This is a genomic window from Fodinicola feengrottensis, assembly GCF_039530045.1.
GTDB lineage: Bacteria > Actinomycetota > Actinomycetes > Mycobacteriales > HKI-0501 > Fodinicola > Fodinicola feengrottensis.
Map to the genome: position 1 here is coordinate 11759 of NZ_BAAANY010000040.1, position 18079 is coordinate 29837.

Annotated in this window: 17 protein-coding genes and 2 pseudogenes; 12 read left to right on the forward strand and 7 right to left on the reverse strand. The window is 66.2% G+C overall.

Translation table 11 applies throughout. The features are described from left to right. The first annotated feature begins 89 nt into the window (after positions 1-89). Positions 90-941 (forward strand): helix-turn-helix transcriptional regulator, encoded by an 852-nt coding sequence (locus ABD301_RS37405; RefSeq protein ID WP_344314840.1) that lies wholly within the window; start codon positions 90-92, stop codon positions 939-941. On the opposite strand, the gene ABD301_RS37410 is transcribed toward ABD301_RS37405, so the two are convergent. Continuing rightward, a complete protein-coding gene (locus ABD301_RS37410) occupies positions 918-1868 on the reverse strand; it encodes an NAD-dependent epimerase/dehydratase family protein (RefSeq protein WP_344314843.1) in 951 nt (316 codons plus the stop codon). The two genes, ABD301_RS37405 and ABD301_RS37410, sit on opposite strands and share 24 nt — an antisense overlap. 49 nt (positions 1869-1917) lie before the next feature. Here ABD301_RS37410 and ABD301_RS37415 point away from each other — a divergent pair, with 49 nt between their 5' ends. The 3 genes and pseudogenes from ABD301_RS37415 to ABD301_RS42645 form a co-directional block, all read left to right on the forward strand. Continuing rightward, complete coding sequence (locus tag ABD301_RS37415; RefSeq protein WP_344314844.1) at positions 1918-2532, forward strand: TetR/AcrR family transcriptional regulator; 615 nt, start codon at positions 1918-1920, stop codon at positions 2530-2532. Between the two features lie 147 nt (positions 2533-2679). Further along, positions 2680-3921 (forward strand): HNH endonuclease, encoded by a 1242-nt coding sequence (locus ABD301_RS37420; protein ID WP_344314845.1) that lies wholly within the window; start codon positions 2680-2682, stop codon positions 3919-3921. A gap of 193 nt (positions 3922-4114) precedes the next feature. Beyond that, positions 4115-4388 (forward strand): annotated as a pseudogene (locus ABD301_RS42645) (IS982 family transposase); the annotation flags it as partial. Here the strand turns inward: ABD301_RS42645 and ABD301_RS37425 are convergent. The 3 genes and pseudogenes from ABD301_RS37425 to ABD301_RS37435 form a co-directional block, all read right to left on the reverse strand. Beyond that, positions 4319-4462, reverse strand: a complete 144-nt coding sequence (locus ABD301_RS37425) for a hypothetical protein (RefSeq protein WP_344314944.1) — start codon at positions 4460-4462, stop codon at positions 4319-4321. The pseudogene ABD301_RS42645 and the gene ABD301_RS37425 sit on opposite strands and share 70 nt — an antisense overlap. A gap of 58 nt (positions 4463-4520) precedes the next feature. Then, positions 4521-4778, reverse strand: a pseudogene (locus ABD301_RS37430) (serine hydrolase domain-containing protein); the annotation flags it as partial. Between the two features lie 63 nt (positions 4779-4841). Then, positions 4842-7040, reverse strand: a complete 2199-nt coding sequence (locus ABD301_RS37435) for an ATP-binding cassette domain-containing protein (protein WP_344314846.1) — start codon at positions 7038-7040, stop codon at positions 4842-4844. Between the two features lie 90 nt (positions 7041-7130). Here ABD301_RS37435 and ABD301_RS37440 point away from each other — a divergent pair, with 90 nt between their 5' ends. Next, the gene (locus ABD301_RS37440; RefSeq protein ID WP_344314847.1) at positions 7131-8075 is read left to right on the forward strand and encodes a helix-turn-helix transcriptional regulator; all 945 of its coding nucleotides are present in this window, start codon (positions 7131-7133) and stop codon (positions 8073-8075) included. 1 nt (position 8076) lies between these two features. On the opposite strand, the gene ABD301_RS37445 is transcribed toward ABD301_RS37440, so the two are convergent. Together ABD301_RS37445 and ABD301_RS37450 are read right to left on the reverse strand one after the other, a co-directional pair. Further along, positions 8077-10611 carry a class III lanthionine synthetase LanKC N-terminal domain-containing protein gene (locus ABD301_RS37445; RefSeq protein ID WP_344314848.1) on the reverse strand — a complete coding sequence of 845 codons (2535 nt, stop codon included), beginning with the start codon at positions 10609-10611 and terminating at the stop codon, positions 8077-8079. A gap of 48 nt (positions 10612-10659) precedes the next feature. Further along, entirely contained in the window at positions 10660-10830 is a 171-nt protein-coding gene (locus tag ABD301_RS37450; protein ID WP_163568495.1) for a hypothetical protein, read from the reverse strand. A 266-nt stretch (positions 10831-11096) separates the two neighbouring features. Between ABD301_RS37450 and ABD301_RS37455 the strand changes: the two genes are divergently transcribed. Next, complete coding sequence (locus ABD301_RS37455) at positions 11097-11456, forward strand: hypothetical protein (RefSeq protein WP_163568494.1); 360 nt, start codon at positions 11097-11099, stop codon at positions 11454-11456. Between the two features lie 152 nt (positions 11457-11608). Then, positions 11609-11902, forward strand: a complete 294-nt coding sequence (locus ABD301_RS37460; protein WP_163568493.1) for a muconolactone Delta-isomerase family protein — start codon at positions 11609-11611, stop codon at positions 11900-11902. Between the two features lie 101 nt (positions 11903-12003). Here the strand turns inward: ABD301_RS37460 and ABD301_RS37465 are convergent, their stop codons facing one another. After that, the gene (locus ABD301_RS37465) at positions 12004-12288 is read right to left on the reverse strand and encodes an FHA domain-containing protein (RefSeq protein WP_344314849.1); all 285 of its coding nucleotides are present in this window, start codon (positions 12286-12288) and stop codon (positions 12004-12006) included. Between the two features lie 129 nt (positions 12289-12417). Between ABD301_RS37465 and ABD301_RS37470 the strand changes: the two genes are divergently transcribed. From ABD301_RS37470 to ABD301_RS37490, 5 genes are read left to right on the forward strand one after another with little or no spacing between them, the layout of a single operon-like run. Continuing rightward, entirely contained in the window at positions 12418-13341 is a 924-nt protein-coding gene (locus tag ABD301_RS37470) for an NADP-dependent oxidoreductase (RefSeq protein WP_344314850.1), read from the forward strand. 42 nt (positions 13342-13383) lie between these two features. Beyond that, the gene (locus tag ABD301_RS37475) at positions 13384-14349 is read left to right on the forward strand and encodes a DNA polymerase domain-containing protein (RefSeq protein ID WP_344314852.1); all 966 of its coding nucleotides are present in this window, start codon (positions 13384-13386) and stop codon (positions 14347-14349) included. Between the two features lie 10 nt (positions 14350-14359). Further along, positions 14360-15472, forward strand: coding sequence for an ATP-grasp domain-containing protein (locus tag ABD301_RS37480; RefSeq protein ID WP_344314854.1), 1113 nt, complete (start codon positions 14360-14362; stop codon positions 15470-15472). Further along, entirely contained in the window at positions 15469-16590 is a 1122-nt protein-coding gene (locus ABD301_RS37485; protein WP_344314855.1) for a GNAT family N-acetyltransferase, read from the forward strand. Before ABD301_RS37480 ends, ABD301_RS37485 begins: the two co-directional genes overlap by 4 nt. A 6-nt stretch (positions 16591-16596) precedes the next feature. Continuing rightward, a complete protein-coding gene (locus tag ABD301_RS37490) occupies positions 16597-18078 on the forward strand; it encodes a class I adenylate-forming enzyme family protein (RefSeq protein ID WP_344314856.1) in 1482 nt (493 codons plus the stop codon). Position 18079 lies beyond the last annotated feature (1 nt).

Sequence of the window (18079 nt, forward strand, 5' to 3'; positions counted from 1 at the left end):
GACCGGGCCGTGCTGCCAGCCAGTCGACCCGTCTTCCTGGGACTGCCGATACCAGGCAGGCCAGCGATTTTCGGCGCACACTTGTCAATATGACAGCGACCGAGTTCGGGCAGGCCGTACGACGGTGGCGCGACCGGGTCACGCCAGCGGCGGCCGGGCTGCCCACCGGCGGTCACCGACGCGCCGCCGGGCTGCGCCGGGAGGAACTGGCCCTGCTGGCCGGCATTTCGGTCGACTACGTCACCCGGCTGGAGCAGGGCCGCGCCGCCAACCCGTCGGCGCAGGTCGTGGAGGCCCTGGTCCGGGCACTCCGGCTGGCCGGAACCGAGCGCGGTCACCTGTTCGAGCTGGCCGGCCTCGCCGCGCCAGGACGGGACACCGTCCCGGCGCACGTCACGCCGAGCGTCCAGCGGATGCTGGACCGGCTGACCGGCACCCCCGTCGCGGTCTACGACGCGACTTGGACGCTGCTGGTCGCCAACCAGCCGTTCGCCGCACTGATGGGCGACCCGTCCGAGCTGCGCGGCAACGAACGCAACGGCGTCTGGCGTACGTTCCTCGGCCCAGTCAACCGCGTCCAACCGACCGCGCAAGCCCGGCGCCAACTGGAAGCCGCCCAGGTCGCCGACCTGCGTGCCGCCGCTGGCCGCTATCCGGCTGACCAACGGCTCCGGCAACTGGTCGCTGACCTGCAGACCCGCAGCGAGCGGTTCGCCGAGCTCTGGGACACCGGCACAGTCGGCAGCCACGAGGCGGCCCGCAAGACCATTCACCATCCCGATGTTGGTCCGGTGACGCTCGACTGCGACATCCTGACGGTGGCCGGCAGCGACCTGCGGATCATGATCTACACCGCCGAACCCGACAGCCCAGACGCCGAACGCCTCGCGCTGCTCACCGTGCTGGGCACCCAGACACTAGCTGCTCGGGATCATCAGTGACTTGCCGCCGTTGAGCCGATACCAGGCGAGGGTCTCGGCGATTCCAGTCTCGTAAGGTGTCGCGTCCGCGTCGAATCTTTTGTGGTATTTGCTGGAATCCACCACGAAAGGTTGCTCGAATTGGTAAAGCACCTCGCTGCCGATCCGAGCCACCGTCGACACCAGTCCGAGCATTTTCGCAGTCCGGCTGGAAAGGGTGCGTACGCCAGCGGCCCGACCAACCTGGCCGCACAGCACGCCGGCGAATGCCCGGCCGGTGATCGGCGCCCCGTGCGGCACGTGCCACACCTCGCCCCAAGCCTCAGGATCCGCCGCAACACTGGCCAATCCCTGGGCGAAGTCGTTGATGTAGGTGGGCGTGATCGGCTGGTCGGGGTCGCCAAACCACATCGGCTTGCGGCCAGCCACCGCCCGCCCGAACAGGCTGCCAGCGAGCACCGAGTCAACGCGCGGGCCGTAAAGCTCACCGGCTCTTGCGACCACGACCTGGGCGTCGCCTCGGTAGTGAGCGGCCAACAGCATGTCGGCCATCCACGCCCGCATGACCCCGAGCCCACTCACCGGCCGCGACGGCAGGTCCTCGGTCATCGGGCCGTCGACCTTGCCATACATCCACGTGTCGTCAGCGAAAACCAGCACCGCGCCGGCCGCCCCGGCAGCGGTCACCAGCGACCGGTTGACCTCCGGATAGACCGATCGCCACACCGGCAATGGCGGCCGTACGCAGTGGTAAACCGCGGCCGCGTCCGCGCAGACCGCACGCATCCGAGCGGCATCGCAAGCGTCGGCCGCCACCGCTTCCACCCCATCCGACCCGCTGCCACCACGCCGGCTGACCGTACGAACCGGCAGCCCACGACCCCGCAGCTCGCTAACCAACGCCGTCCCGGTGCCGCCGGTGCCCCCGACCACCACATGCGTTTTCATCTCGTACCCCTCTCGATTGCGCTACACTACTGTAGCGCAAAGGAGGGTAATGGGACGTACACAGGATCCTGACCTGGATGCGGCGATCGGCACGGCGACACTGGAACTGCTCGGCGAAATCGGCTTCGACCGGCTGAGCATCGCCGCGGTCGCCACCCGGGCCGGCACCGCCCGCACCTCGATTTACCGCCGCTGGCCTGATAAAACGTCGCTGGTCATGGCCGCGATCCGGGAGGCGCTCACCGGCCCCGATGGCATCGACGACACTGGAACCTTACGTGGAGATCTCATAGTCCACGCCCGTGCCCTCGCGAACCGCCTCGAACCCGGGATTTTGGCCGGACTTTTGACCGCCCTCCGCGACAACGCCGATCTCGGCACCCTCGTACGAGCCAGCATCGTCGCCCGCGACCAGAAGATCATGGTCGCGGTGATCAGCCGCGCCATCACCCGCGGCGAACTACGCCCAGACGCCGCCGCGGACGACCTGGTCACGACGGTCGCTGTGTCGATGATGTTCGCCCGTACGGTCCTTATGGACCTGGCGCTCGATGACGAATACGTGACCCAATTGATTGATCGAGTGGTGTTGCCCCTCTATCGCCCGTACGCCCAGGTAACGTCTCGCCGACGGGGATATACGTCGCCGTCCCAAGCGTCATAGGCTAGCAATTCCGGAGAATCAGCCCTCTCGCTCGTACGTCGGAGTTGAACCCGCGCTCTATGTTTCGTTGGGATTATTGTGAAAGTATCCATTTCCTGATTGCCCGTACGCGGCCATATTGTCGGTGCCGGCGGTAGAATTGATGTCATGGCCGCCGGCGACGAAGTCACCTCTCCAGAGCTCTGGAGGTGTGACCCGGACGAGCTTGGTGAGTTGCTGCAGGAGAAAGAAAAAGCGGTCCGGCTGCTGCAGGTCGAGGTGCTGGACATTGTCGCGGCGATCCACCGGGGAAACGTCGGCAAGACGCTCGGGCACCGCAACACCCTGGGCATGCTGCAAGACCTCCTGCGACTGTCCCCCACCGAGGCATCCCGACGCTACAAACGGGCCCTGAACCTGTGCCCCAGCCAAGCCCTCACCGGGGAAACACTCGCACCCACACTCAGCATCGCCAGTGAAGCGATGCGCCGCGGGGAGCTCGCCGACTCCCAAATCGACACGATTGTTGGGGTCGTGACCAGGCTCCCGGCCAGGGTGACCATCAAAGACCGTGAAGAAGCCGAAGCGTCGCTGGTGGAGCACGCGAAACGGTACACCGCACCAGGCCTAGCCAAAGTCGGCAGGCGCATCCATGATCACCTGGACCCCGACGGACCCGCGCCCTCCGAACACGAAAACGAGACACCACGCCGAGAACTATCCCTCCACACCGGCACAGACGGACGACTGAACTTCAGTGGCTCCATCGGCGGCGAAACCGGGACCCTCTTCAGCGAGATCCTCAGCCCCCTGGCCAAACCCCGCCCGGCCGAGAACGGCACCCCTGATCAGCGGTCAGTGTCCGAGCGCAACGGGGACGCGCTCGCGGAGGCCCTGAATCTGATCGCGGACTCCGGGAAACTCCCCATCCAGGGTGCGGAGCGGCCGCATCTGACTATTACGATGACGTGGGACATGCTGCGGGACCGGCTCGGTGTCGCTTATCCGCACAGTGGCGCACCGATTTCCCCCGAAGGCGTCCGCCGGCTGGCGTGTGACGCGGACATCATCCCGATGGTGCTGGGCAGCGACAGCGTACCGCTGGATGTCGGACGCAACGAACGACTCATCACACCAGCCCTACGCAAAGCCTTGATAGCGCGAGACAAAGGCTGCGCCAGATGCGGCCGACCACCCCGCTGGACACGGGGCCACCACGTGCAGCACTGGGCCGATGGTGGGCATACCTGCCTTGACAATTGCGTACTTCTCTGCGATCGCTGCCATCGTTTAGTGCACCACGGCGGCTGGGACGTACGCATCGTCGACGGAATTGTTGAATTCCTACCGCCCGCGTACGTTGACCGCGAACGAAGACCCATCCGCGGCATCAACCAGCTCGCCGCATAGAAAATCCACCCGGCCGCCGGGCACCACCACACCCGGCGGCCCACACCCCTTGCCGCCACCCACCAAATCCGCGCCTGTCGACCGCTACTGTAGATGACCTATGCCAAGGGCGTGGCCTGCGCAGAAGTTGTGGCGAGGGCGTCCATGATCGTTTGTGACGAACAACCTGGACACCCTCGCTACCGCACTGTAGGTGACGGTAGACGACTGCTCAGACAGTCTCCTGGGCTGGCGCCGTGGCGACCTGAGGTGGGCATCGCGCCGAAGCTGACCGGTGCGGAGTTGGTCACCTTGGCGGTGATGCAGGCCTTGCTCGGATTCACCTGGGAGTCATGATGGTTGCGCCACGCTCACGCCCATCTGATGCGCCTGTTCGGGTATCTCCCTAACAACCTGGCTACAAAAAACGGCTCAGGGCCGCGGCTGAGTTGATCAAAACAGTGATCCGCGTGCTGTTCATGCCCACGTAGTCGCTGGCCCGCACCGGGTCGTACGCGATCGGCTCGGGGTCGCGGTCGACCAGGCCGAGATAGTTCTCCAACGCCCAGCGCCCAGCGCCCAGCGCCCAACGGCCTGCTTGAAGGGAATGCCTTCAAGTTAGGCACATAACGGCGTACGGGTGCGTCCAACTCGACCAGTCTGTCCGCGACCAGGCGCATCACCATGGTGGCCGTGACGGTCTTGGAGACCGAGCCCAGCGCGTAAATCGTGTCTCTATCGACCGGCAGCGGGTTCTCCAGGCTGGTCACGCCATGACATGCGTCCCACTCCTGACCGCCGGCCCAGACTCCGACAGCTACCGCCGGAATCCCCCACTTGTCGGCCGTTTGCCCAACGAAATCCACGAGATGCGACATTTTCTCCCCCTCATCAGCGACGAGGGTTCATAGTCGACCCCTACCCTCGGGGGCAAGGTCAAGCTAGCCGGCGTACGCGCGCAGGTGCCGACCAGTGACGGAGTGGTCGGCTCGTACGAGATCACCTGGCGTGCCCTGGAAAACCAGCCGCCCGCCATGCCGGCCGGGACCGGGGCCGAGGTCGACCACCCAGTCGGCTTGGCTGACGACGTCCAGGTTGTGTTCGATCACCACCACCGTGCTGCCACCGTCGACCAACCGGTTCAGCAGCCTGATCAGACTGTCCACATCGGACATATGCAGGCCGGTGGTCGGCTCGTCGAAGACATATACCTGGCCTTGTTTTCCGAGTTCGTCCGCTATCTTGAGACGCTGTCGCTCACCGCCGGAAAGTGTGTTCAGGGTCTGGCCAAGGCAAAGATAGGTCAGCCCGACCTCGCCGAGCCGGTCCAGCACCCGTGCGATGGTTGGCTCCGGGAAGACCTTGCCGGCTTCGCCCACGCTCAGGTCGAAAACGTCAGCGATGGTCAGCCCTCGCAGCCGGTGCCGCAGCGCTTCCTCGGTGAAGCGGCTGCCACCGCACTGCTCGCAAGTGGTGGCGACGGTGTCCAGAAACGCGAGATCCGAATAGACGACGCCCAGCCCGTTACAGCCCGGGCAGCCACCTTCGGAGTTGGGGCTGAAAAGTCCGGCACTCACGTCGTTGTCGGCCGCGAACAACGCGCGAATCGGATCCAGGATGCCGGCGTACGTGGCCAGGCTCGATCGTCTCGAGCCGCGGATGGCCGTTTGGTCGACAATCACCGCGGCCGGCAGATATCCGCGTACCAGTGTGCTTTTCCCCGAACCAGCCACACCAGTGACGGCGGTCAGGACACCGGTCGGAAAGTCGACATCGATCCCTCGCAGATTGTGCCCAGTGGCAGCCCGGACCGACAGCACACCGGTCCTTTCTCGTACGACCGACTTCAGCCGGGGCCGCCGGAGCAGTCTCCGGCCGGCCGGGGTGTGGTGAAAATCCGTTGCCGGGCCAGCGAAAACGATCTCGCCGCCGTGCTCGCCAGCGCCCGGCCCGAGGTCGACGACGTGGTCGGCGGTGGCGATCACCGCCGGATCATGCTCGACCACCAGCACCGTGTTTCCCTTGTCTCGCAAGGCATGCAGCAGGTCAGTCAGCTGACGTACGTCTTCCGGGTGCAGACCGATCGTCGGCTCGTCGAAGACATAGAGCAAATCGGTAAGGCTGCTTCCCAGGTGCCGCACCATTTTCACCCGCTGTGACTCGCCGCCGGACAGCGTCGCGGTGGCCCGCGCCATCGTCAGGTAGCCGAGGCCGATCGACACCAGCCGGTCCAACTGCGCGACCAGCGCGGCGACCACCGGCGCACTGCCGTGCGCGTCCACGTTCCGGATGACCTCGGCGAGGTTTTCCGCCTCCAGGTTCGAACATTCCGCGATATTGCGGCCATTCACCCGGCAGGACAGGGTCTTTTGCGACAGTCTGGCGCCATCGCAGTCCAGGCAGGTGCCTTCGGTGACTACCCGTTCAAATGCCTCCCGGGTGTTGCCCTTGAGCGTTTGTACGTCCTTCGGCAACCAGATACGTTCGAACCTGCCGAGCACGCCTTCAAGTTTTTCCGGTACACCATAGAGGAAAGCGTGCCGCTCATCGGCGCTGAAGCGGTCAATTGGCCGATCCACGTCGAAAAGGCCGGACTCCGCGAACGTACGCCACGTCCAGCCGCCGACGTGAAAGGTCGGGAACCGGATCGCTCCCTCGTTCAACGACCGCTTCTCGTCGATCAGTTGGCCAACATCGACCGTACGTACGTGACCAATGCCTTCGCAGCGCGGACACATGCCTTCGGCTTCGTTGAAGGAAAATGCGTTCGAATAGCCGACAAACGGTCGGCCGACCCGGGACCACAGCAGCCGCATCAACGGCTGGATGTCGGTGACCGTCCCCACTGTGGAGCGCGAGGTGCCGCCGAGCCGTTTCTGGTCGACCACGATCGCGGCCGGCAGGTGCTGGATCGAGTCAACCTCGGGCTGGCCGTAGTGCGGCAGCCGGTGCCGGACGTACGCCGGAAACGTCTCGTTCAACTGGCGCCGGGACTCCGCCGCGATGGTGTCGAAAACCAGCGACGACTTGCCCGATCCGGATACCCCCGTGACGACCGTGAGCTGGCGTTTCGGGATGGCGACGGTGACGCCCTTCAGGTTGTGCTCGCGGGCGCCGCTGACGGTGAGGTGTTCAGCCATGAAATCCACGCTAGGCTGAGTTGTGGCCAGATAGTGTCCACAATTGTGGACGACCCTGTGGATAACTCCTGTGGACAAAGGTCGGAACCCGTGAACGGACCCAGCGTCCGGATGTTGGAGCTGCTCTCGGTGCTGCAGAGCGGTCGCAGTTGGCCCGGTGGCGAGCTCGCCGAGCGGCTGCGTACGTCCCCTCGTACGCTCCGCCGGGACATCGACCGGCTCCGGGAGCTCGGCTATCCGGTGCTGTCCACCCGCGGCCCGGGCGGCAACTACCGGCTGGTCGCCGGCCGGGCCATGCCGCCGCTGCTGTTCACCGACGACGAGGCGGTGGCCGCCGCGCTGGGCCTGCGGATGGTCGCGTTCGGGCAGGTGGAGGGCGCCGCCGACAACGCGCTGCGCAAGCTGGAACAGGTGTTGCCTGCGCCGCTGCGGCACCGGTTGGAAGCGGTGTCCGCGTCCACCGAGGCGGCCTCCCGGAGCGGGCCGACGCTCGATCTGGACGTGCTTCGGCGGCTGAGTACGGCCGCGTACGCACACCAGGATGTCCGCTTCTCGTACCGGAACCGGGCCGGCACCAGCAGCCGGCGGCGAGTCGAGCCGTACCGGCAGATCCTGCTCGGCCGCCGCTGGTATCTGCTCGGCTGGGACCTCGACCGGGCCGACTGGCGCACCTTCCGGCTGGACCGGATCACCGAGGTGACCACGTCCGGCACCACCTTCCGGGCCCGTGACCTGCCCGAAGACGGCGCCGCAAGCTTCGTCCAACGGACCACCAGCGGCCCCGACGCCAGCCGGCAAGGCGTCGTACGGTTCGCCGCACCGGCCGAGATGGTGTCCGAGCGGCTGGTCGCCGAGGCCGGCTCACTGACCCCGATCGATGGCCACAACTGCCGCTATGTCACCGCCGCCGAGTCGTGGGAGTGGCTCGCCGTCGCGCTCGCCGCGGTGGGCGTCCCGTACACCATCGAAGGCCCGCTGGAACTGCTCGCGCACTCCCGCACCCTCGCCGCCCGCGTCACCGCGGCGACCGCCTGAGTCAGGAAAACAGCGGCAAGCTGAAAGGTCCGCCGTGGCGGGACAGCCGGCGGAAGAATCCCAGCGCACCGGCCACTCCGAAGGCCAGCGACGCGCTGCCGTCTTCGACGGATTTCGCGGTGAGGACGGGATGATTCGCCGGGCCGGCGGCACGGATGAGAATGTGCGCCGCGGTCGCCTGGGCGGGCGCCCAGTTTCCGTCGCGCAACGCGAGGTCAATGAGGAAATTGCCGGCCCCAACCAGCCCACAGCACTGGATGGGCACGATAATGTGCGGAAGGAAATCGGTGACCGCGGCACCGGTTTGGTACGCGAGACGAGTCAGGTCCACGTTGTCCAGAACCTCGCCCGCCCGCAGCAGGGTCTGTCCCACGCCGGCGAGGCCCTGACACCAGGACGCCGACAGCGGCAAGGTGAATCGGGTGCCCATTCGCGTCAACAGCGACTCGGTCCGTTTTACCAGCAACTCAACGAAATCATCGACCGCGGCCGCCGCCGCCGGATCGTACGGGCTCGCACAAAGCAGGAATTCGGTGATCCCGGCCAACCCGTGCGCGCTGCCCACCGACGGTTCCACCGCCGCCGCGGGCGGGAGCGGATCTGGGTCGCCGCCGACTGGATCGGCCGCCAGCACCGCTCGTACGCACCGCCGGACCACAGCCAGATGGGCCGGATCACGATCGTTGCCATACAAAAGAAGATGGCCGATCCCGACCCCGGCCGAACCGCCGATCAAGTCGGCAATGTCGGTGTGCCAGCGGTCGCCTGGAATGACCGGACCGGGGTGCCCCGGAATGTCAATGCCCAGGCTTTGCGCTCGTTGCAGGAAAATGTCGACACCGGTACGGCCCAGCAGCAGACCCGGCTGCAAGTGGACCGCCGTCGCCGCCCGCAGGGTGAATGCCGCCAGCTGGGTGATCCGCTCGGGTACCCCCGGCCGGTCGACATGCTCCAGCAACTCCAGACCAATGCCAGCGGTGCCGGTGTAGACGCTCGCGTCGTAGGCTGTTGAATTCCCGGTCGTTCCGGACAGAATCTCGTCCGTACGCACCAGCACGTCCGCCAGCAAGTTGTCGGTAATCTCGGTGGCCAGCTCGCCGGTCACCACCGGCAGCGAGGGCAACGCGGTTTTGGCCGTACGCGTCATATTCCCGGCCAGGCAACGGGCGGCGGCGCGGACGATTTCGTCCTCGCCGCTGAGCAGGTCCGCGACGATCGCGATCACCCCGGTGGGCGCCGGACCAAACCGGGCCCGCAGCAATTGCAGTGCCCGCTGACGCGGAATGTCATGGTCGTCCGCAAAAGAAACCGGACTGACGTAAATGGCGGCGGACAGCAACGTCATGCCCAGGGCGTGCAGATCATCCACGTCGAGCGCCGGTTCACCGCGCCGCTGCCGCGCCGGCGCGTAGCCTGGCGTCGAGCCGTTGATCCCGAAGCCGTCATAGTCGGCCAACCCGAAGTCGACGATGCCGATGTGGTCTGCGTCGACGACGATGTTTTTCGGTGCCAAGTCGTGCATAACGACGCCTCGGCGGTGGATTTCGGCCAGGATGCGAGCCAACCGCTGGCCAAGACGCTCCAGCGTACGACCCGGATCCGCGAGCGGATCGTCCGCCGGCAGGTAGCGACCGTTGCGTACCACGTCCTGCGAGAGGTTTTCCGGCCCGAGATCGCTGAGAGCGAGGAACTCGTCGGCGCCGTGCCGGAAATGGTCGAACACCCGCGGAACACCGTCCACGTCGGCCAGCGCGGCCAGCACCCGACGCTCGTTGCGCAACCGCGTCCGTACGTCCCCGGAGTTGTCCTGTTCGTCCACCAGCGCCCGAGCCTGCTTGACGATCAGCGCGGTGCCGTCCCGCTCGTCCACGGCGCGATACACGTTTCCGCGCCCAGACTCGAAAAGCCCGGAAGTGATCCGGTAGTGATCGCCCAGAATCGCCGGACCGGTCAGGTCCTGGGCGGCCGCGCTGGTAAAGGGGTCGGTCTCCCAGCCGGGCTGCCGATAGTTCATGGTGGCCAAGCCGCCGAATTCCTCGCCGTCCGGCCCGTGGACGACGGTCAGCAGGCGGCCGTCCGAAGCCGCCTTCCAGGACCGCGAGAACGGTCCGTACCGGTAATAGACCGGAGCCAGCGGATCCACCTGCCGGTCGCTGAGAACCCGCGGGCCTGGCCGGCCGCGCAGGAGATCCGCCAGCCTCAGGCCCAGGTCGCGTACGCGGGCCCGCTCTGGGTAAACGGTGAATGCCTTACCCACCGTGGCCGGCGAGGTGTGCCCGTCATTCACTGTCCGCAACACCGCGGTTGAACGCGCGAACTTGAAGGCACACCCCTCGGCCAACAGAACAGGCACCACCACGGCGGCCAGTTCGGAGAAGTCGGCCGCCCGCGACGATAGATGAATTTTCCAGCCGTGCTCCGGAAGGACCACGCCATCTGGAGCGACCACAGTCCAGACTGGTCCGGTCCGAATCATCCGGCCGTCATGGTCTCCCAGGATCTTCGCGGCGAGATCCATACTGTCAGCATCCGTCACCGCGACAATCCTCCCCGTTCCGGGCAACCATGTCGGCTACTGGGTCGGCTACTGCGTTGCCGAGTGGGTATTGATGTTGATGTTGGTGAAGTCGAAGCAGCATCCAGCGCACTTCGACATCTCCATCAACGGATTAGTACCGGCGGCGAACGCGATCGCCGGCTCAACCACGTCCGTGCCAGCTACTCGCGGCTCCAGACTCGACAGCACTGGTGGCATGACTACCCGCCTTTCGTTGAAATCGGAAACCCACGTCACCGTTCTGTAGCCGATGACAGTCCGAAGCCAACCAGCCAGGGTTGTCATCTCGTTGTCACCCCGTTGTCATGAGCGTGCACACGCGCCACCGCATTCGTCCTCACGCGGGTCAGAGCCGGTAACAACGCCATGACAACGCCATGACACGACTCTTTGATTTGATCCAATGGTCGGCACGTACGCCGGCAGAAGAGGGACTGCTCACGCCGACGAAAGGACACGTTGTTTTGAACAGCACAAAATGGTCGAGGCTGCTCCTGGCCGCCACCGGCACTGTGGTCATCGCCGGGTCCGCCCTGGCCGCCACGGCTAGCCCGGCGATGGCGTCGTCCCACAAACCCTGCACCAACACGTTCGAATGCTTCAACGGCTTCAGCTTCGGCGGCGGCACGCTGAGCATCGACATCGACGCCATCGGCGGCCCGCAGCGGAACCTGCAGTGGCAGGTCGACGGCGTTTGCTCCGCCACGTACACGACAAACGACCCGCCGAGGTCGTGGGTGTGCCGAAACGTTCCCGCCGGGAACTACACCTTGCGCACCTCGGACGATTTTCGGCACAACTGGAGCATCGGCACCCGCCCGTAAGTTCCTTCCCCGAGACACAAGCGCCGTGCGTCAGCGCTGGTGGATCGCCTCTCCCCACCAGAGTCGGTCCGGCAGCACCGTCGCACGGCGCTTGCCTGTGCCATGATCTGCTGAGTGCGGCAAGTGACGCCACCGTCGAGCGGAGCACGGCAATGCAGGAGTTCCTGGTAGAAATCACCACCACGCCTCCGGAGGGCACCCCGCAGGCCGAGGTCGATGAGCGCCGGGCCGCCGAAGCCGTACGGGCGAAGGAACTCGTCGCCGCCGGCCATCTCGCGCGGTTGTGGCGCCCGGTGGGCGAAAAACGCAGCCTCGGCATCTGGCTCGCCGCAGACGAGGCCGAGCTACAGGCCAAGGTGCTGGACACGCTGCCGTTGCGGCCATGGATGACGGTGAAGGTCACCCCGCTGGAGTCGCACCCGAACGATCCGGGAAAGGTCAGCTGACCTCAGCCCGGCGCGATCCGAACCTCCAGCAGGTGTTCGCGGCGCGGGCACACGATGAGCAGCGGAGTGTAGGCTTCCAGCAGTTTTTCGCTGCCACCGCCCTAAACCAGCCGAGAGCCCGGCAGCCGGATCGGCACCCGCCCGACATTTCGCAGGATCCACTGGGATCCGATCCGACTGATGTGACCCTGCTCGCGGCTGACGTACGGGTCGTCGACACCGACCGACACGTGCACGTACGGCTCGTTTCGGCCAAAGACCAGCCGGAACCGTGCGGTCGGCGCCACCCGCATCCCGCCGTAGGCGCCCAGCACAAACAATGTTCCGGCCGGCGCCGGTGGGAGCTCGCCCGCCGGCAACACCGCTACCCCGGCCGGCAAATCCACGCCCACTCCTCACTGTCCGCACTCCGCCCGCACGCTAACCCGGCATCCGCGAGACCGGTCCCGGCGGGAATGCCCGGGCGTCGGGCGCTGTTGTCCACCGCCAGACGACCGAATTTCCGAGGAGTTCAGATGGTCAAGGCAGTGCGGCTTTCCGAATACGGTGACGTCAACGTGTTGACGGTCGAGGAAGTGGACCAACCGGCGCCGGCCGCGGGACAGGTTCTCGTACGAGTGAAGGCCGCTGGAATCAATCCTGGTGAAGCGACGATTCGACGCGGCCTGCTGCACGAACGCTGGCCGTCGACCTTTCCGTCCGGGCAAGGCAGCGACCTGGCTGGCGTGGTGACCGAAGTCGGCCCAGAAGTGTCCACAGTGGACGTTGGCGACGAGGTGATCGGATTCACCCACCAGCGCGCCAGCCATGCCGAGTTTGTGCTGGTGGAGGCCGAAAACCTGACACCACGACCGAGTGCGGTTTCCTGGGAGGCGGCCGGCGCGCTTTTCGTCGCCGGAACGACCGCGTATGCGGCGGTGGCCGCCGTCGCGCTTAACCCAGGCGACACGGTGGCAGTATCGGGAGCGGCCGGCGGAGTCGGCAGCCTGGTGGTCCAACTGGCCAAGAACGCCGGCGCGACGGTGATCGGGATCGCGAGTGAGTCGAATCATCAGTGGCTTGTCGACCACGGTGTCATTCCGGTCGCGTACGGCGACGGTGTCGCTGATCGCATTACCGCCGTCGCTGGCGGAAAGAAAATCGACGCGTTCGTCGACACGTACGGTGCGGACTACATCGAGCTCGCGCTCGGCCTTGGCGTGCAGCCGGACCGGATAAACACGATCATCAATTTCGCCGACGCGCAGAAATACGGCACGAAGACGGATGGAAATGGGTCAGCCGACTCGGCCGCGGTGCTCGCCGAGCTGGCCGAGCTGATCGCGGCCGGCAAGTTGGATCTGCCGATCGCCAGGGTCTATCCGCTCGACCAGGTCCGAGAGGCCTTCCAGGAGCTCGAAAAGCGGCACACCCGCGGCAAGATCGTGCTCCAGCCGTAGCCGGGAGTTGCCTGCAGCGCCCCCATCGTCGAAAGTGGTGCGATGAAGGCTGCTGGCGAAGAGCGGGACGGCGTGCCGCTGACCAACCTCGACCAACCCCTGTTCGAGGGCGCGGACGCCACCAAACGGGACCTGGTGGACTATCTGGACGCGGTCGCCGACCGGATCGTGCCCGAGCTGGCGGATCGCCCGCTCTCGGTGGTGCGAGTCCGCCTCGGGCAACCGCAGTTCATGCAGAAAAACGTCCCGAAATACACGCCGCCGTGGGTGAAAACGGTGTCGTTGTGGGCGGAAAGCTCCAAGCGCCAGGTTTCCTACGCGCTGTGCGATGATCGTCGCACCTTGTTGTGGTTCGCGAACCAGCGGGCAGTGGAATATCACCCGCCGCTGGTTCGCGGTGGCCGGCAGACATATCTGGTGCTGGACATCGACCCGCCTTCCGCGGATGCCTTCACGTTGGGCGTACGCAGCGCCGAGTTGGTCCGCCAGGCACTGGCCGACGCCGGAATGACTGGAGCGGTCAAGACCAGCGGCGCCAAGGGTGTACACATTTTTGTGCCCCTGGAAGGCCAACCGCCGATCGAGGACGTGGCCGCGGCGACCCGGGCGCTGGCGGCTCGGGCCGAGCGGATCGACCCGGCGCTCGCGACTACCGCGTATATCAAGGAAGACCGGCAAGGAAAGGTCTTCCTCGACTCCACCCGGGCCGGTGGCGCCACGATTGTGGCGGCCTACAGCCCCCGCGTACGCCCCGGCGCCACCGTGTCGTTCCCGGTCGCCTGGAGCGATCTGGACCGGGTGTCGCCGGCCGATTTCACCATTCGTACGGCCGTGGCCCTGCTGGGCGACCGAAATCCGTGGGCCGAGGCGATGCCCGCTGAGCAGACGTTGCCGGCGGATCTGATCGAGGAAGGGCACACCATCCCGGTCGCCCGGGTGGTTGCCATGCACGAAGGCAAACGCCGGGCCCGGGCCCGCGCGGCGAAGGACGAAGCTGCCGAAAAATAGCCGGAAGACTGTGCTGATCACCGGCGGACGGGCGCCGGTCGCGCTGGATTTGGCCCGCAAGTTCGCCCGCCGCGGCGCGCGGGTGGTGGTCGCCGAGAGCGTTTCCGCGCAGCTGTGCGGACGGTCCAGAGCCGTCGCTCGTACGCACCGGGTGCCGCCTCCACGACAACGGCCGGCGGCTTTCGTTGCCGCACTTGCCGATATCGTCCGGCGCGAGGAAATCGACCTGATCGTGCCCACCTGCGAGGAGATTTTCGCTGTCTCCCGCGGCTTGGACGCGTTGCCCTGCGAGGTGCTGGCCGCGCCGCTGCAGGTTTTGCGGCGGCTGCACAGCAAGTGGGAGTTCATCGAGGCGGCCCGCGCACTGGGCTTGCCAGTGCCGGCCACCTGGTTGATCACCTCGCCCCGGGATTTGGCGGACATTCCGCGGCCGTACGTGCTCAAGCCAGTCTTTTCCCGCTTCGGCACCCAAGTCCGGACAGTGCGCGATTCGCCGCCCGCAGTGCACATCAGCGCGGAACAGCCGTGGGTGGCGCAGGAATTCCTGACCGGCCAACAAATCTGCACGTACTCGGTCGCGTCCGGCGGACGGCTGCTCGCACATGCGGCATACGCGACAGAGTTCACCGCCGGCCCCGGTGCGTGTATCGCCTTCGAACCCTGTGACCAGCCCGAAATCGAGGCTTGGGTGCGGCGATTCGTCAAGGGATTCCCGGCGGACGGCCACATCGCCTTCGATTTCATCGTCACCGACGCCGGTGAGGCACTGCCGCTGGAATGTAATCCGCGGGCCACCAGCGGTGTCCACCTGCTCGGCGACGAGTTGGCCGACCTGATGTTCGGTGCCCTACCAGCACAAACCCTGCGGCCGGCGGCCGATGCGCGAGCCATGATCGCGATGGCGATGTTCTCTTTCGGGCTGGCCTCGGTCCGGTCTCGGCGCGAGCTGAGGCGGTGGACGCAAGTCGTCCGCGGCTCGTACGACGTGATCGCGGTGCCGGGTGATCGCCGGCCGTTCTGGGCGCAGTTCGCCGTTCTGGGCCACAATCTGTGGCAGGCGGCCCGGACCCACCGATCGCCGATCGCATGCTCCACCTCCGACATCGAGTGGGACGGCCAGTGACGGTCGAGCTTTACACCAGCGCGAACCTCGTGGACCTACGCTGGCCGGACACCGAGAACGGCCGCTATGCCCGCGACTATCTGACGCCACTGATCACCCAGGGACCGGACCGATTCGTGGACAACATTCGTACGACGTACGGCGCGCTGTTCGTTGACGACTCGGTGATCCTGCCGGTCTCCTGGAACACCACCGACTACGACAACTCGTATGTGTGCTCGCCTTACACGCATTATGTGACGTACGCGAAGGAAGAGCTGCGGTTGCTGAAAAATCGCGCCCTTCGTTCGACACTTTCCACCGCTCTCTCGTCGTTGGGCCTGCTCTGTCGTTTCTGCAGCGTCAACAAGGTCGTCCTGGTCAACAACTGGCTGCTGTCCACCAACCTCTATCCGGCCCTGAGCGCTGGCCAGGTGGCTGCGGTGACGGCATTTCTGCGAAGCCATTTTCCGCACCACGCCATCGGCTTCTGCTCGGTCAACAACACCCTCATTCAGGCCTGCGTGGCCGCTGGCTGCCTGCTCGTACCGGGGCGGCAGATCGCGCTGGCCCGCCCGTGCGACCATGCCGGCAAACTGCGCCGCCGGTGGCGACGGGATCTGCTGCTTGTCGACCGCCGCGGCTACCGGATCGGCGAGCCCGGTCCGGCCGAAGTGCCACGTCTGGTCGAGCTCTACAACAACCTCTATCTGGACAAATACTCCAGCAACAATCCACAGTTCAACGAGCATTTCGTCCGCGAAACGCTCGCACGCGGCACCATCACGTATATCACGCTGACACGCGACGACCGGATCGACGGCGTGCTCGGCTATTTCGTCCGAGACGGCGTGATGACCACACCAATCTTCGGATACGACACCGCGCTTCCCCAGCAGACCGGTCTCTATCGAATGCTGGGTGGCATTCTCTACGACCTCGCCGCGCAGAAAGGCTGGCTGCTCAACGACAGCTCGGGAGCGGCGGAATTCAAGCGGCTCCGCGGGGCGGTGCCGGAGCTTGAATATCGAGCGGTCCACGTCCGCCACCTCCGATGGCGGCAACGGTTCGGTTGGGTGACACTTTGCTTCTTGTTCAGTAAAATCGCCGTACCGCTCGCCCGACGCTACGAGTTGTGAGGTGCTATGGACCTGGTCCGCGAAATTCTGGACTCATGCGCTCGTACGCCGGCAGCCACCGCGATCATTGGTGCGCGCGGGGACAAACTGACATATGGCGACTTCGCCGAGCGAGCGCTGCGGATCCGCGACCGGTTGACCGCGGCCGGCCTCACCCGCGGCGATGGAGTGCTTTACGCCGTCGAGCCGTCGCCTGATGCGATCGCGGTGGCCCTCGGCGTGGTCGCCGCCGGCGGCGTACTGGTGCTGGCGGATCCCGGGTTGGCTCCCGGAGTTTTGCAGGCCCGACTGAAACTCGCACGGCCGCGCTGGGTGGTGGCCGAGTCGCGGCTTTACGCCCTCACGTCGTTCGGGCCGCTACGGGCTTTGGTACGCCGCCGCGGGATTCTGCTGCCGGACCTGCGGGATCCCCTGCCTGGCTGGAAACTAAGCCACGCGTACACCGGCCGCTGGCTGCCCGGGGTGCCATCGGCAGCGGTCCGGCTGCGCGGCCTCACCGGCCCGGCGAACCCGGTGCTGGAGCAGGCAGATCTCGATGATCCAGCGGCCATCATCTTCACGTCCGGCACCACCGCCCACCCGCGAGCGGTCGTGCACACTCGCGGATCTTTGGCCGCTGGCCTGGAGATTTTTCGTGGTCGCCTGCCGATGGGACCTTCGGACGTGGTGCACACCGACGGCCTGATGCTCGGCCTGCCGGCGCTTATCGCCGGCGCGACCTGGTCGATGCCAGGACATCCGGATCTCATCGCCGAGCGCGACGTGACCCATCTTTACGCCGTGCCAGTGGAACTGTCGAACCTCATCGACCGCGTCGGCCAGTTCCCGGCCACTGTCCGGCACATCCTGCTGGGCTCCGCTCCGGCCCCACCCGCCGTGCTACGCAAGGCGATCGCCGCAGCCCCGCACGCGGAAGTTCTCAGCATCTACGCCATGACCGAAGCGCTCCCCATTGCTTTGGCCACCGCACAACAGAAACTCAACCATCTGGACGGCGACCTGCTCGGCCTGCCGTTGCCCGGGGTGGGCGTACGACTCGCCGACGACGGTGAGTTGCTGGTCAGCGGGCCGCACCTGGCCCTGGGCTATCTCGGTGAACCTGCACACCTGGAGGTCGCCACCGGCGACCTCGCCAGGATCGACGAAGACGGGCAGCTTGTCCTGCTGGGACGGAAAAAGGACATGATCCTCCGCGCCGGCTTCAACATTTACCCGAGCCTCTACGAGCCGGCCGTGGCCGCCCAGCCCGGAGTCGCGGAGGCGGCGATCGTCGGCCTCGCCGACCCGGACACCGGCGACGAGGAGGTCGTGCTCGCGGTCGTACCCGCTGAGGGATTCCGCGAGGACCGGCTGCGGGCCGCACTCCCGGACCTGCTCGACGCGGGTGCCCTGCCCGATCGGATAGCGGTGGTGACCGCCTTCGCACGTACCGGCCGATCGTCCAAACTGGACCGAGCCGCTTTACGCGAAGCCGTACGACATCACTGAA

Coding starts and splice junctions, on each gene's coding strand:
- ABD301_RS37420 (WP_344314845.1), top strand. CDS start 2,680: ATGGCCGCCGGCGACGAAGTCACCTCTCCAGAGCTCTGGAGGTGTGAC.
- ABD301_RS37415 (WP_344314844.1), top strand. CDS start 1,918: ATGGGACGTACACAGGATCCTGACCTGGATGCGGCGATCGGCACGGCG.
- ABD301_RS37405 (WP_344314840.1), top strand. CDS start 90: ATGACAGCGACCGAGTTCGGGCAGGCCGTACGACGGTGGCGCGACCGG.
- ABD301_RS37450 (WP_163568495.1), bottom strand. CDS start 10,830: ATGCCACCAGTGCTGTCGAGTCTGGAGCCGCGAGTAGCTGGCACGGAC.
- ABD301_RS37410 (WP_344314843.1), bottom strand. CDS start 1,868: ATGAAAACGCATGTGGTGGTCGGGGGCACCGGCGGCACCGGGACGGCG.
- ABD301_RS37490 (WP_344314856.1), top strand. CDS start 16,597: ATGGACCTGGTCCGCGAAATTCTGGACTCATGCGCTCGTACGCCGGCA.
- ABD301_RS37470 (WP_344314850.1), top strand. CDS start 12,418: ATGGTCAAGGCAGTGCGGCTTTCCGAATACGGTGACGTCAACGTGTTG.
- ABD301_RS37460 (WP_163568493.1), top strand. CDS start 11,609: ATGCAGGAGTTCCTGGTAGAAATCACCACCACGCCTCCGGAGGGCACC.
- ABD301_RS37435 (WP_344314846.1), bottom strand. CDS start 7,040: ATGGCTGAACACCTCACCGTCAGCGGCGCCCGCGAGCACAACCTGAAG.
- ABD301_RS37475 (WP_344314852.1), top strand. CDS start 13,384: ATGAAGGCTGCTGGCGAAGAGCGGGACGGCGTGCCGCTGACCAACCTC.